The 14,051-nt window shown below is 63.7% G+C and carries 11 protein-coding genes; 6 read left to right on the top strand and 5 right to left on the bottom strand.

The genetic code is table 11. The annotated features are described in order from the left end of the window. Window positions 1-4: 4 nt before the first annotated feature. Genes AC54AF_RS05750 through AC54AF_RS05740 form a run of 3 tightly spaced genes read left to right on the top strand, consistent with a single transcriptional unit; the run spans window position 5 to window position 3,028 of the window. On the top strand, window positions 5-964 hold the full coding sequence (locus tag AC54AF_RS05750; protein ID WP_496635748.1) for a 2-hydroxyacid dehydrogenase: 960 nt from the start codon (window positions 5-7) through the stop codon (window positions 962-964). Between the two features lie 27 nt (window positions 965-991). Beyond that, window positions 992-2,014, top strand: a complete 1,023-nt coding sequence (locus tag AC54AF_RS05745) for a porin (protein WP_496635747.1) — start codon at window positions 992-994, stop codon at window positions 2,012-2,014. Between the two features lie 12 nt (window positions 2,015-2,026). Beyond that, the gene (locus tag AC54AF_RS05740; protein WP_496635746.1) at window positions 2,027-3,028 is read left to right on the top strand and encodes a Gfo/Idh/MocA family protein; all 1,002 of its coding nucleotides are present in this window, start codon (window positions 2,027-2,029) and stop codon (window positions 3,026-3,028) included. A gap of 203 nt (window positions 3,029-3,231) precedes the next feature. Here AC54AF_RS05740 and lysS read toward each other — a convergent pair whose 3' ends face one another. From lysS to prfB, 3 genes are all read right to left on the bottom strand, one after another. Continuing rightward, window positions 3,232-4,761, bottom strand: a complete 1,530-nt coding sequence (gene lysS, locus AC54AF_RS05735) for a lysine--tRNA ligase (protein ID WP_496635745.1) — start codon at window positions 4,759-4,761, stop codon at window positions 3,232-3,234. A gap of 18 nt (window positions 4,762-4,779) precedes the next feature. Beyond that, on the bottom strand, window positions 4,780-5,475 hold the full coding sequence (locus AC54AF_RS05730) for an HAD family hydrolase (RefSeq protein ID WP_496635744.1): 696 nt from the start codon (window positions 5,473-5,475) through the stop codon (window positions 4,780-4,782). Window positions 5,476-5,477: 2 nt separating this feature from the next. Next, a protein-coding gene (gene prfB, locus AC54AF_RS05725) for a peptide chain release factor 2 (RefSeq protein ID WP_131689019.1) occupies window positions 5,478-6,582 on the bottom strand; the annotation gives its coding sequence in 2 pieces (ribosomal slippage) (window positions 5,478-6,500 and window positions 6,502-6,582; 1,104 coding nt in all). A gap of 202 nt (window positions 6,583-6,784) precedes the next feature. Between prfB and AC54AF_RS05720 the strand changes: the two genes are divergently transcribed. The 3 genes from AC54AF_RS05720 (at window position 6,785) to AC54AF_RS05710 (ending at window position 12,562) form a co-directional block, all read left to right on the top strand. Next, window positions 6,785-8,818, top strand: a complete 2,034-nt coding sequence (locus AC54AF_RS05720) for a bifunctional 2',3'-cyclic-nucleotide 2'-phosphodiesterase/3'-nucleotidase (protein ID WP_496635743.1) — start codon at window positions 6,785-6,787, stop codon at window positions 8,816-8,818. Continuing rightward, window positions 8,815-9,303 carry a tetratricopeptide repeat protein gene (locus tag AC54AF_RS05715; RefSeq protein ID WP_496635742.1) on the top strand — a complete coding sequence of 163 codons (489 nt, stop codon included), beginning with the start codon at window positions 8,815-8,817 and terminating at the stop codon, window positions 9,301-9,303. Before AC54AF_RS05720 ends, AC54AF_RS05715 begins: the two co-directional genes overlap by 4 nt. Window positions 9,304-9,511: 208 nt before the next feature. Further along, window positions 9,512-12,562, top strand: coding sequence for a heparinase II/III domain-containing protein (locus AC54AF_RS05710; protein ID WP_496635741.1), 3,051 nt, complete (start codon window positions 9,512-9,514; stop codon window positions 12,560-12,562). 22 nt (window positions 12,563-12,584) lie between these two features. Here the strand turns inward: AC54AF_RS05710 and AC54AF_RS05705 are convergent, their stop codons facing one another. Continuing rightward, window positions 12,585-12,998, bottom strand: a complete 414-nt coding sequence (locus AC54AF_RS05705; protein ID WP_496635740.1) for a hypothetical protein — start codon at window positions 12,996-12,998, stop codon at window positions 12,585-12,587. A gap of 24 nt (window positions 12,999-13,022) precedes the next feature. After that, complete coding sequence (locus AC54AF_RS05700; RefSeq protein WP_496635739.1) at window positions 13,023-13,931, bottom strand: hypothetical protein; 909 nt, start codon at window positions 13,929-13,931, stop codon at window positions 13,023-13,025. Window positions 13,932-14,051: the final 120 nt, after the last annotated feature.

Here is a 14,051-nt window from a genome sequence, read left to right as displayed (position 1 = left end):
ACGCGTGAAAAAACATGTGGTTGTCTATAAAAAACTGGCCGAGCCGCTGCTGGCGCGCCTGCGCGCCGAATGCGAGGTGACGTACTTCGAATCGATCGATGCGGGCAACCGCGCCGCGTTCGCCGCCGCCATCCGCGGCGCGCACGGCTTGCTGGGCGCCAGCGTGCGCCTGGACCGCGAACTGCTGGACCCGGCCTTTGACCTGCGCATCATCTCCACCATCTCGGTGGGCGTCGACCAGTTCGACGTCGATTACCTGCGCGAACGGGGCATCCTGCTGGCCAATACGCCGGACGTGCTGACGGAAACGACGGCCGACACGATCTTCGCGCTGATCCTCGCCAGCGCGCGGCGCGTCGTCGAACTGGCCGAATTCGTCAAGGCGGGGCGCTGGACGCGCAGCGTGGGCGAGAGCCAGTACGGCGTCAACGTGCACGGCAAGACCATCGGCATGCTGGGCATGGGCCGCATCGGCCGCGCCGTCGCCCGCCGCGCCGCGCTGGGCTTCGGCATGCAGGTGCTGTACGTGAACGGCGAGGCGGTGCCCGAGGTGGAAGCGGCGCTGGGCGCGCGCCAGGTGGCGTTCGACGACTTGCTGGCCGGGTCGGACTTCGTCTGCGTGGTGCTGCCGCTGACGGCGCAGACGGAACGCATGATGAGCCGGCGCGAGTTCGCGCTGATGCGCCCCGGCGCCATCTTCATCAACGGTTCGCGCGGGCGCATCGTCGACGAGGCGGCGCTGATCGAGGCGCTGCAGCAGGGCACCATTCACGGCGCCGGTCTCGACGTGTTCGAGCGCGAACCGCTGGCGCCGGACAATCCGCTGCCGCGCATGGCAAATGTGGTGGCGCTGCCGCACATCGGCTCGGCCACGCACGAAACGCGCTACGCCATGGCGCAGCAGGCCGTGGACAACCTGTTGGCCGGCTTGCGCGGCGAGCGTCCGCGCCATCTGGTCAGCTAAGCGCAGTATCCACAGACAGGAAAAGAGATGAAGAACAAGGTAGCAAGGGCAATCATCATCGGCGCCGGCGCCTGCGGCGGCCTGTGCTCGGCGCAGTCGAACGTGGCCATGTACGGCATCATGGACCTGGGCGTGGTGTCCGAGAGCGGCGGCGCCGGCGGCAGGGTGCTCAAGGTGACCAGCGGCATCGCCAACGGCTCGCGATTGGGTTTCAAGGGCAGCGAAGACCTGGGCGGCGGCATGACGGCGATCTTTACGATGGATGCGGGCATCCTGGCCGACACGGGCGCTTCGGCCCAGGGCGGCCTGCTGTTCGGGCGCCAGGCTTTCGTCGGCCTCGCCGGCGCGGCGGGCACCTTGCGCCTGGGCCGCCAGTACACCTTCATCGATAGCAGCCTGGGGGCGCTGGACCCGTTCTACCTGGGTTTTGCGGGCAGGATGAGCAATGTCTTCACGGCCGGCTACATCAGCCGCGTCGACAACAGCATCACCTACAGCTCGCCCGTGCGCGGCGGCATTTCCGGTGAACTGGCGTACGGCTTCGGCGAAGTGCCAGGGGATGCCTCGGCCAGGCGCTACACGGGCGCGGCGGCCACCTATGCCAGCGGGCCGCTGTACGTGCGCATGGCGCACCAGGATGCCAACACCCTGTCAAGCGCGCAGGTGGCGGGGACGGCGAGGAACACGGTGCTTGGGGCCACCTGGGACTTCGGCGTGGTCAAGGCGCATGGCGCCGTCGCCGTCAGCAAGAGCACGGCGGGCGCCGCCACCACGGTCGACAGCGCGGACCTGATGCTGGGCGCCACCGCGCCGGTGGGCCCGCATCGCGTCCTGTTCTCGTACGTGCGGCGCGACGACCGGCGCGCCGCCAACGGCGACGCTGCCCAGATCGGCATCGGCTACACCTATGCGCTGTCGAAACGCAGCACCTTGTACGCGGCCTACGCGCACATCGACAACCGCAACGGCGCCGCCTATGTGGTCGGCAACGCGACCGACAACGGCAGCGGCAACCAGGCCTGGAACCTCGGCCTGCGCCACACTTTTTAACGGGAGAATCGAATGAAGAAGATCGGATGGATTTTGGTCGGCGCCAGCACCGTGGCGCGCGAATGGATGGTCGACGCAATCGGCCAGCAGGGCGACGCGGAAGTGCTGGCCGTGGTCAGCAGGGACGCCGCGCGCGGCGCCGCCTTTGCCGCGCAGTTCGGCATCGCCGCCAGCTATACGGACCTCGATGCGGCGCTGGCCCATCCGGGCGCGGACGCCGTGTACATCAGCACCACCAACGAATGGCATATGGCGCAGACCTTGCAGGCGGCGCGCGCGGGCAAGCACGTGCTGTGCGAGAAGCCGCTGGCGCTGAACCTGGAGGACGCCCGCCGCATGGTCGACGGCTGCGCCGAAGCGGGCGTGGTGCTGGGAATTAACCACCACTTGCGCAATGCCGCCAGCCACGGCAAGGTGCGCGAGCTGATACGCGCCGGCGAGATTGGCCAGCCCCTGTATTGCCGCGTGCTGCACGCGAACAACCTGCCGCAGCACCTGCGCGGCTGGCGCCTGGACGCGCCGGAGTCGGGCGGCGTCACGCTCGACATGTTCGTGCACGACGTCGACACCCTGCGCTTCCTGCTCGACTCGGAACCGCGCCACGTCACGGCCTGCGCCACCAGCGGCGGCATGACGGTGGCCGGGCTGGAGGAGGGCCTGATGGCCATCATCGAGTTCGACAACGGCACCCTGGTGCAGGTGCACGACGCGTTCAACGCGCCGCATTCGCTGTCCGGCGTGGAAATCATCGGCACCAGGGGCACCATCTTCGCCACCGGCGTGATGATGCAGCGTCCCGTCGGTACTATCAGCCTGACGCGCGACGGCGGCAGCATCGACATCCCCGTCGAGCATGAAAACCTGTACGTGCGCTCGGTGCGCGCCTTCCAGCGCGCCATGCGTGGCGAAGGGCAGCCAGCCGCCACCGGCGACGACGGCATGCGCGCGCTGGCCGCGGCCTTGGCGGCGCAGCAGGCCAGCCGCAGCCACCAGCGCGTGACCCTGGCCGATTGACGGCCTGCGGCAGACGTAAAAAAGCCGCCTGATCGCAAGACCAGGCGGCTTTTTTTGCCTTGGAGCATCGAACGCCTGAAAAATCGTAGCGAGCGGATGGGAGTTGCGGCTAAGAAGCGCAACTGTGCTAGGCACGGGGCCGCCGAGGCAGTGAGCATCGCAGGCCGCAAATCGCGACGCGCAGTAGATTTTTCAGGTGTTCATCACTCTTCCCGGCGCAAGTGAGGGAACAGGAGTACGTCGCGGATGTTCGGCGAATCCGTGATGATCATCATCAGGCGGTCGATGCCGATGCCGCAGCCGCCAGCTGGCGGCATGCCGTATTCCAGCGCGCGGATGTAGTCGGCGTCGTAGAACATCGCTTCTTCATCGCCGGCGTCCTTGGCGGCCACTTGCGCCAGGAAGCGGGCCGACTGGTCTTCTGCATCGTTCAACTCGGAGAAGCCGTTGGCGATCTCGCGGCCCACCATGAACAATTCAAAACGTTCGGTGATGCCGGCCACCGTGTCGGAAGCGCGCGCCAGTGGCGACACTTCGACCGGGTAGTCGATGATGTAGGTCGGTTCCCACAGCTGCGCTTCAGCCGTTTCTTCGAACAGCGCCAGTTGCAGCGCGCCCAGGCCGGCCGTGGCGAACGGCTTGACGCCGAATTTCTTCAGCTCTTCCTTGATGAATTCCGCATCGTTCAACTGCTCCGGCGTGTAGCCCGGTGCGTACTTGTTGATCGCTTCGACGATGGTCAGACGGTGGAACGGTTTTGCCAGATCGAGCTCGCGGCCGCCGTAGGTCAGGGTGGCGGTGCCGTGCGCGTCGATGGCGGCCTGGCGGATGACGGCTTCCGTGAAGTCCATCAGCCATTTGTAGTCGGTGTAGGCCGCGTAGAATTCCATCATCGTGAATTCCGGGTTGTGGCGGATCGACACGCCCTCGTTGCGGAAGTTGCGGTTGATTTCGAACACGCGGTCGAAGCCGCCCACGACCAGGCGCTTCAGGTACAGCTCGGGAGCGATGCGCAGGTACATTTCCATGTCGAGCGCATTGTGGTGCGTGATGAAGGGCTTGGCCGCCGCGCCGCCGGGAATCGTGTGCAGCATCGGCGTTTCCACTTCCATGAACTCGTTCTTTTCCATGAAGCGGCGGATCGACGAGATGGCGGCGGTACGCGCCTTGAAGGTGCGGCGCGTCTCTTCGTTCATGATCAGGTCGACGTAGCGCTGGCGGTACTTTGTTTCCTGGTCGGCCAGGCCGTGGAATTTGTCCGGCAGGGGGCGCAACGACTTGGTGATCAGGCGCAGTTGCGCGACCTTGATGGTCAGTTCGTCCGTCTTGGTCTTGAACAGGGTGCCCGTCACGCCCAGGATATCGCCCAGGTCATAGTGGTGCAGGGCGGCCATGGCCGCTTCGCCGGTGAGGTCAAGCGTGGCGTAGATCTGGATGCGGCCGTCGGCCTTCGGGCCGGACGCGTCTTGCAGGGTGGCGAAAGCGGCTTTCTTGCCCGCTTCGCGCTTGAGCATCATGCGGCCTGCCAGCACCACGGTGACAGGTTCGGCTTCCAGCTCTTCGCGCGTCTTGCTGCCGTATTGCGCGTGCAGATCGGCCGCCTTGTGCTCGGGGCGGAAATCGTTCGGGAAGGCGACGCCTTGTTCGCGCAGTGCTGCCAGCTTGACGCGGCGCTCGGCGATGATCTTGTTTTCATCGGGGGCGGCGGCTTGTTCTTGGATATCCGTAGTCATGGTGTTCTTCGTTGGTGATTATTGATGATGTGGCGCCAGCGCTGGCGCCACGCTGGCAAACAGTGCGTCGACGTCGAGTGCGGAGAAATCCGGCACGATGGCAATGACGTTGTCGAAGGCGGCAAACGCTTCGGCCGGCAGGGTGGTGGTGAGCACCACGACGCGCATGCCGGCACGGCGCGCCGCTTCCACGCCCAGGGGCGCGTCTTCGAAGACGATGCAGTTCTCAGGCAGCGCGCCGGCCAGCAGCGCGCCTTTGAGGAAAATGTCCGGGTGCGGCTTGCCCCGTTCCACGTCGGCGGCGCCGACGATGGCGTCGAAGCGGTGGCGCAGATCCAGGCCATCGAGCGTGAACGCGATGTTCTCGTCCGGCGCGGCCGTGCCCACCACCAGCCCCACGCCAGCCTGGCGCGCGCTGGCGATCAGCCGGTCGAAGCCAAGCACCGTGGCCAGGTGCGGACCATACAGTTCGCGGTAGACGACTTCCTTTTCAGCCAGCAAGGTAGCATGGTCGGCTTCCTCGCCCAGGTACTTGGCGATGATTTCGCGGCCTTGCCGTCCTGCCGTGTCGCGGAAAAAGGCGTCCGCGTCCAGCGCATGGCCGTGGCGTTCAAAGAACGCCAGCCACGAGGTCGTGTGGAAGGCCATGTTGTCGACGATCGTGCCATCCATGTCGAACAGGAAGGCGCGCTGCGCTGGAGCGGATGCGTTCATCCTTACACGCCTTGCTTGAGCGAGGCGGAAATGAACTCGTCGATGTCGCCATCGAGCACGCCCTTGGTATTGCCTGTCTCGAAACCGGTGCGCAAGTCCTTGATGCGGGACTGGTCCAGCACGTAGGAGCGGATCTGGTGACCCCAGCCCACGTCCGTCTTCGAGTCTTCCAGCTTTTGCTGCTCGCTCATGCGCTTGCGCAGTTCATGCTCGTACAGTTTCGCTTTCAGCATCTCCATCGCTTCGGCGCGGTTGCGGTGCTGCGAACGGTCGTTCTGGCACTGCACCACGATGCCGGTCGGCGCATGGGTCATGCGGACGGCGGAGTCGGTCTTGTTGATGTGCTGACCGCCGGCGCCCGACGCGCGGTAGGTATCGACGCGGATATCGGCCGGGTTGACGTCGATCTCGATCGAATCGTCGACCTCGGGATACACGAACAGCGACGTAAACGAGGTGTGGCGGCCGTTGGCCGAGTCGAACGGCGACTTGCGCACCAGGCGGTGCACGCCCGTTTCCGTGCGCAGGAAGCCGTAGGCGTGATCGCCCTCGACCTTCAGGGTGGCCGTCTTGATGCCGGCAACCTCGCCGTCGGACTGCTCGAGGATTTCAACTTTAAAACCCTTGCGTTCGCAATAGCGCAGGTACTGGCGCAGCAGCATCGAGGCCCAGTCCTGGGCTTCCGTGCCGCCTGCGCCAGCCTGGATGTCGATGAAGCAGTTGTTCGCGTCCATCGGATTGTTGAACATCCGGCGGAATTCCATGCTTTCGATGACCTTGCGGATTTCCTGCACGTCCTGCTCGATCGCTTCGAGCGTCTCATCGTCGCCTTCTTCGCGGGCCATGTCGAACAGGTCGCGGGTGTCGCGCAGGTCGGCATCGGCCTTGGTCAGCGTGAAGACGATCGCTTCCAGCGCCTTCTTCTCTTTACCGAGGTCCTGGGCGCGCTTGGGATCGTTCCAGACGGTGGGATCTTCCAGTTCTTCGTTGACTTGCTCTAGTTTCTCCGACTTGACAGTGAAGTCAAAGATACCTCCGAAGTTCGGCTTCGCGGACCGTCAGGTCGTTGAGCAGGGCGGAGATGATATTGATGCGTTCGGCTTCCATAATGTTCTGGTCTTCTATGGTGAAATCAAACCTTGAATTATACGCGAGCGCGGCGCGTTTCCGCTGCCGCCGCCGCGCAATTGCTGCTGCACGGGGCAATAAAATGACGATTTTGCTGTATTTGCGACAATATTTTTGCCTTGATGATGGCTACCGTGCTGCGTATGATGCTGGCGATATTGTCTTTCCACAGGAATACATCATGCTTCAATCTCCCCGTCTCGCCCTGTTACCGCTGCTGCTGGCCGGCTGCGGCGCCTTGCCGCCCGCCGCCACCGGGCCTGCCCTGGCACCATCGGCCACGCCAGCCGGCAGCAGCGCCACCCTGGCCCTGCTGGAGACGACGGACTTGCATGCGAATGTGCTCAGTTATGACTACTACAAGCTGCAGGCGGAGCCGTCGATTGGCCTGGAACGCACTGCGGCCCTGATCGCGCAGGCGCGCGCGCAATTTCCGAACAACCTGTTGCTCGACAACGGCGACACCATCCAGGGCACGGCCCTGGCCGACTACCAGGCATTGGTAAAACCGCTGGCCTGCGACCAGACCCTGGCCATCTACAAGGCCATGAATCTGCTGAAGGTCGATGGCGGCGGCATCGGCAACCACGAATTCAACTACGGCCTGGCGTTCTTGAGCCAGGTGACGGGCAACCGTTTTGACGTCGACAGCGTCGACGCCAGCAAACCGCGCTGCGCCGGTCCCGCGTTCCCGCAAGTGCTGGCCAACGTCTACAGCGTCAAGACGGGCAAGCCCCTGTTTGCGCCATATCACATCATCGCCAAGCAGATCACGGCGACCGGCCCCGATGGCAAGCCGGTGACGAGCAGCGTGAAGGTGGGCATCATCAGCTTTGCGCCGCCCACCATCATGGCCTGGGACAAGCGCTGGCTCGAAGGCCGTGTCTACACGCAGGGCGTGCGCGAGACGGCGGAAAAGTTCATCCCCGAGATGCGCGCCAAAGGCGCCGAACTGGTGGTGGCGATCTCGCACGGCGGCCTCGATGACAGCCCGTATTCGCCCACCATGGAGAACGGCAATTATTACCTGTCGCAAGTGCCGGGCGTGGACGCCATGCTGATCGGCCACTCGCACCAGCTGTTCCCGAACGCCGCCAGCACGGTGCCGCAGTTTAATCTGCCCGGCGTCGACAAGGTCAAGGGGCTGGTTAACGGCGTGCCCACCGTGATGGCCAATTTGTGGGGCAAACACCTGGGCGTGATCGGTTTGCGCCTGCGCCATGACGGCAAGCGGTGGGTCATCGACAAGAGCGCCACCACGGTGGAAGCGCGCGGCATCCAGAATGCGGACAAGAGCTATGTCGCGCCAGATGTGGCCATCGCCAAGCTGGTGGCCGAGGAACACGCGGCGACGATTGCCTACGTGCAGACGCCCGTGGGCGCCACGGACTTCCGCATGTCGACATATTTCGCCGACGTGGGCGACGTCAGCGCCATCGAGGTGGTGAACCAGGCGCAAGCGGGCTACCTGGCCGCGTATGTAAAGGCGAACCTGCCGCAGTACGCGCACCTGCCCGTGCTGTCGATGTCGTCGCCGTTCAAGAGCGGCTCGGCCGGCGTGTCCGACTACACGGACGTCAAGGCGGGCAACGTGGCGCTGAACAACGCGGCCGACCTGTATTTGTATCCGAACGCGCTGTACGGCGTGAAGATGACGGGCGCAGACCTGAAAGCCTGGCTGGAACAGTCGGCGCAGCGCTTCAACACCATCGATCCGAACAAGCTGGAAGCGCAGGAGCTGGTCAACACGGCGCACCCGAGCTACAACTTCGATGCCATCACCAGCGCCGATGTGCGCTACCAGATCGACGTCACGCAACCGCCGGGCCGGCGCATCAAGGCGCTCACGTACAAGGGCAAGCCGGTGGACGCGACGCAGGAATTCCTCATCGCGACGAATAACTACCGCGCCAGCGGCGGCGGCAATTTCCCTGGCCTCGACGGCAGCAAGACGGTGGTGGCGTCGCCCGACAACAACCGCGAACTCTTGATTGCCTACGTCACGCAGCAGAAAAACCTCACGCGCGCGAAAAACGGTTCGGCGCGCAGCTGGCGCTTCGCCACAGTCGCCACGAAAGGCCCGGTGGTCTTCCATTCGGCGCCGAACGTGATCGACCTGGCCAAGGCGGCCGGCATCACCAATGTGACGCAGCTGAAGGCCGATGATGGCGCAGGCAAGGGCTTTGCGCTGTATCAAGTGGACCTGTCGAAATGAAGGCATTGTTGTTTGCCATCGCCTTGGGCGTTTCGCCGCTGGCATCGGCAGGGCCGGACGTCACGGCCCAGGCCAAGACCCTGATGCGCGCGGGAGACGCGACCCAGCCTCAGGCGCGCGCCCTGTTCGAGCAGGCGGCGGGGCAGGGCAGCGGGCCTGCCGCGTATTACCTGGGTTTGATGTACAAGAACGGCATGGGCGGATCGCAGGACGCGGCCGCCGCGCTGCGGCAGCTGGAGCTGGCCGCGCAACGCGGCGTGGCGCCGGCCATGTTCATCGTGGCGAACCTGCTGCAGGACAGCGACGAAGCCAGGGCGCGCTACTGGCTCGACGCGGCCTGCGACCTGGAGTACCCGGAAGCGCTGCAGCAAAAATCCGTGGCCCTGGCGGAGGGACGCATGGGTTATGCGCACAATGAGGAGCAATCGTTCCTGTACCTGAAAATGGCCACGCACGCGATGGGGCACCGCCCGCCGGAACCCTGAGAGCACCGCCGGCTATCCGAGTTTGTCATTTGGCGGTCCTTATTGGCTTTTTTATAAAATTATGTGGCACTATTTGCCATATGATTTTTTTATTAACTGGATAATTCTGGGAGCCCGTGTGCACAGTCAAATGATTCGTCAACAGAAAACAATGTTCAAGCACCGCGGAAGCGGTGCGCCGTTCTTGCCCAGGAAAATGGCGCATGCCATGCTGGGCGCTTTTTGCCTGCTTGCCACTTCCGCGATGGCGCAATTGCCCGCGCCCATCAAGCAGGGCCATCCACGGTTGTTTGTCAATCAGGCCAGTTTCGATGTGCTGAAACCGCAGTTGCCGAATCTGCCCGCTGCATTTCCCGCCGCAGGTGGCAGCATCAGCCTGGAGCTGTTCGCCAAGCGCAAGGATCCACTCGATAGCGTCAACCAGGCGATTTTTGGTGAATTCAATGCGAGCCGCAATGGCTTCTTTATCCGCCACGTTGATTCCTACGATAGCCCGGCCGGCGCGGTGGGGGAACGCATTGGTTTCCAGGTCGGTTTCCAGGCGAATGGACTGGCCCAATATTTGTCAGTCGCCAGGATCGATTTAAAACCCGATGTCTGGTCGAACATCCAATTGTCATGGAATAGCCAGACCCATAAAATTGACCTGAGAGTCAATGGCGTTGTCGTGCCCACGGGCTGGAGAACGGTCGACGGCACCGGCGCGACGCCACCGATGGAGTGGCAGGCGGATGGGCAGATAAGCAGGATAGGCATGCGGCGCAATGAAACCATGCGCAATTTCCGCTTGCTCGATGGCGGCGGCCAGGAATTGTGGCAGTCACCGGCGATGGATGCATCGCTCAACAAGGCATGGTACAGCTTCGTCGAACGTGTCAATGTACGGGTGGCCACGATTCAGTCCTGCCCGCTGCTTCCTCCTGCCGGCGGCGCGCCGGACCTGTGCAACGTGGCCACCGGCAGTCGCGGCACGATTTATGAAAGTGCGCAAATGCTGGCCATGGCGTACCGCCTGACGGGCAATGCGAAGTATCTGGATGGCGCCCTGAATTATCTCGACAAGCTGCTGGTGACGGCCCCCGTCGCTGGCGGGGAGTGGTCTATGGGCGGACGGGTGGGGGCCATGGGCATCCTGTACGACTGGCTGTTTGCCGAAACGGGCGCCCGCGCCGTTCCCGATGCCGTGGGTTTCGGCACCTACCGTGACTTGACGGCGCAGAGAATCAAGGAAACGATAGCTGCGGATACGGGCAAGGGATACGAAAATCTGTTCGTCTCGATGTGTGGCTATCAGCAGTTGTATATCACCAGCACCAGTTTTGATTGCAAGAAAAAACCCGTGTATGAGCAGTGGGATCGCAGCGAATCGAAGCCTTCCATCGCCAATTTCTATATCAGCGGCCACCCGTTCAGCGCCGTCAATAATGTCACGGTTGGCTTGCTGGCCATCGTTGACGAGCATCCGGAAGTGTTGCCGATGATCGAAACGTCATATGCGCACTACGAAAAAGGCTTTCTTGCGGCACGCGCCCGGATTTCAGTCGATGGCGGCCACCATATGGGCTTTGCCTATGGCGTATCGAGCATCCCCGAGCGCCTGCTGCTGTGGCGCAGCGCGCTGGAAAGCACGGGGACGGCGCCCCTGTTGCAGGCCGACTGGCAAGCCAGGCTGATTTATCCGTATATCTACGGCTTGCGCCATGACGGCAGTTTTCCCGCCAGTGGCGATAATTTCACGACGCCGCTCGGCAGCACACTGATAGGACAGCTGGCCCTTGGCGCAGTCACGGATACGGCCGATGGCGTGGCCGGGAAGTTTTATCGCGAGCATATCGTGGCGTCGCGCAGTTCGCACGATGCCTTGATACTGGAGCGGCTGTTGTGGCCTGTTCAACTGCCTGCGGCGCCGCTCGAGTCGCTGGAACTGTCGCGCCATTTCAGGACGTCGGGCCAGGTGCTGATGCGCGATACCTGGGACTATGCGAATGCCACGTTACTGGAATTCAAATCGACGTCCTTTATTGCGGAAAATCACCAGCACTTCGACCAGAACAGTTTCTCGCTCAATTACAAGGCGCCGCTGCTGCTCGACACCGGCTCGTATGAAGAATATGGCAGCAGCCACTGGTGGAATTACTACACGCGCAGCATTGCCCATAATACGCTGCTGATATTCGACAAGAACGAGCGTTTTGCGCGCGCCGATAGAGAATTTAGCAATGACGGCGGTCAATGGTTCTATGCGCCAAGACAGGGCTATCCGACGATCGAGGAAATCAGCCCTGGGGGGACGAATGCGCTGGACGGCATCATCCGCTACGAAAATACGCCGCAGTACACCTACACCAGCGGCAACGCAAGCAAGGCCTATGCGTCCAGCAAGCTTGATATGGCCAACGGTTTTGTGCGCAATGTGCTGTTCCTGCGCTCGCCATCGTTCTGGGGCAAGCCGGTCACTGTCGTCTTCGATAGCGTGCGCAGCAAGCAGTCTTTGCCGGCCACCTTCCTGCTGCATACGGCAAATGATCCCGTATCCGCTGCACCTGGCCTGACGGCGCTGGGCAATGGCCAGTACCAGCTCGGTTATAGCGCAGGCCAGGAGCGCATCGTTACCATTCGCAATGGCGGCGGCATGCTGACGGCGCAGACGATCCTGCCGCTCGATGCCAGCGTGCGCAAGGTGGGTGGCGCGCAGGAAGGGGGAAATGGCTGCGCGCAGACCAATCTCGACACTGGCGAGGTTGCCGGTAACGGCGCAGATTGCCGTTTCACCGTGCGCCGGCGCCAAGCCGATGGCAGTTACCTGTGGCGCAATCAGACGCCGCTGGTCAGCAAGCAACAATCGTTGACCAGCGATGTCGGCGCCTGGCGTCTGGAAGTGGCGGCTCCTGTGGCGCCCGCCCTGAACGCGCCCGAGTACTTCCTGCACGTGCTGGCCGTGGCTGACAATGATGGCGGCACGGGGCCTGCCGGCACACCGGCTGCCTTGCGTTTGACCGCGACTGGCGCTACCGAAGCGTTGTTGCTGGGTGAACAATTGCAGGTGCTGTTCAACCGCGACGTGGCGCCCGCTGCCCGCATGGACTGGACCTCGCCGCTGGCCGCCGGCGCCATCCTGGCCACGGGATTGAAGCCGGGCGCCCATTATGCGTTGACGTCGGTACCGGCGGGTAGCGTCTTTGCCAGGAGCCTGGTGGAGGCGCAGGAAGGGACGGGCACGCACCTGAGTTCGGACCAGGGCGTGCTCAGCATCGAGTAAGCCCACTTGCCTGCCTGCTGGGTCAAGCCTGAGCGTCTTTTTTAGGCCTGGCCCGCAGGCTGGCCGCCGCCTCGCCGATGGCGAACGGGTCGCGCGACAGGATGGCGGCGCCCAGGTCGACCAGCCTGGCCGCCGCGACGATGGCGGCCTTCACGTCGGCGATGCGCTTGAGCTGCGACTTGCCTTTGGCGATGGCGCCCTCGATATCGCTGCGCGCCTGCTCCGCGCCTGCGGCCGTCAGGTAGATGCCGTACGCGCGAAACAGGGCCACCATCTGGTCCAGGTGGTTCTCATATTGCTCCAGCAGCGCGCGCTCGTCCGGCGCCAGCGCCTCGCGTTCGCGGATGCGCAATTCCAGCACCAGGCTTGACGCCTGCGCCAGACTGTCGGCGATGGCGTAGCTTTGGTCTTTCGTCAGTTCGGTCAGTTGGGCCATGGGATACTCCAGTGTGCGCGCCGCTTACCAGCGGGCCGGGGCATAGAACGCCGCTTGCCGCTGCAGCGCTTCTACGTTGCGTGAAAACTGCGCCAGTTGCCGTTCCAGCTCGGGCGCCTGCATGCGGTCGAGATTGGCCCGCAGCGCGGCCACGCTGGCTTGCAGGGCGTCGACGGCGGCAACGTACGCGGCGACGATCTTTTCCCTTTCCTGCAATTGCCGGCCTTCCAAGTGCAAGCGCGTGCGGATGTAGTTGGCGGCCAGCGGTTCGCGCGGCGCGGCGTTATCGACGGCGCCGCGCAGCAGGTCCAGGTCGCGCAATTCATCCTGCAAGCCGGCGCGGTAGCTGCGCTGCGCATACTCCTTGAGCGCATTGCTGACGATATCGACGGCTTCCTGCTCGTCGAGCAGTTCGCGCAAGGCCGATTTCTGCAGGCGCTGCGTGGCCAGGCGGCTCAGGTGCTCGCTCAATTTGACGACCTTGGCCAGCTTGCCCGCATCGAGCAGGGGTGCGCCGCCGCCCGGCTGCGCCAGACCGCCCAGCGCATCGCCGAGTCCGCCAAGCTCTGTCTGGTAGACGGGCAGCTTGTCATCGGCCAGCGCCGCCAGGGTGTGGGCATAGCGCAGCAGGACGTCGTTCAGGCGGGCGACCGATGCGCTGGCCTGCGCGATGGCGGCGCAATCGGCGCGCGCCGCCTGTTCGCTCGCTTGCGCATCGAAACGCTCTGCCAGGATCAAACGCTTGCGCATGGCTTTGTCCATGCAGCTATGGACGCCGCCCGCCAGCATGGGTTCGAAGTGGATCGACATCTTGTGCGTCTGTTCGGCAAAGGTGCGCACGGGCGCCAGATTGGTGGCGCAGCCGCCCAGCAGCAGGCTGGCGATGGCGCCAAGTAGCAGCGGGGGAATGGATGAGTTCGACGGGCGCTGCATAGGGCCTCCAAGCGGTAGCAGTGGCTGATGGGACCGGCGCGCACGCGCTGGCATGGCCGACGTTAGCATGCTGAGCATTGGCAGTATTGCGCCAGATCAGCTCGCTGTCGAAGCCGCCTG

Source organism: Janthinobacterium sp. JF4, assembly GCF_059617925.1.
Note: the sequence above shows the minus strand (reverse complement) of the source record. Positions and strands in the feature narration are given on the sequence as shown.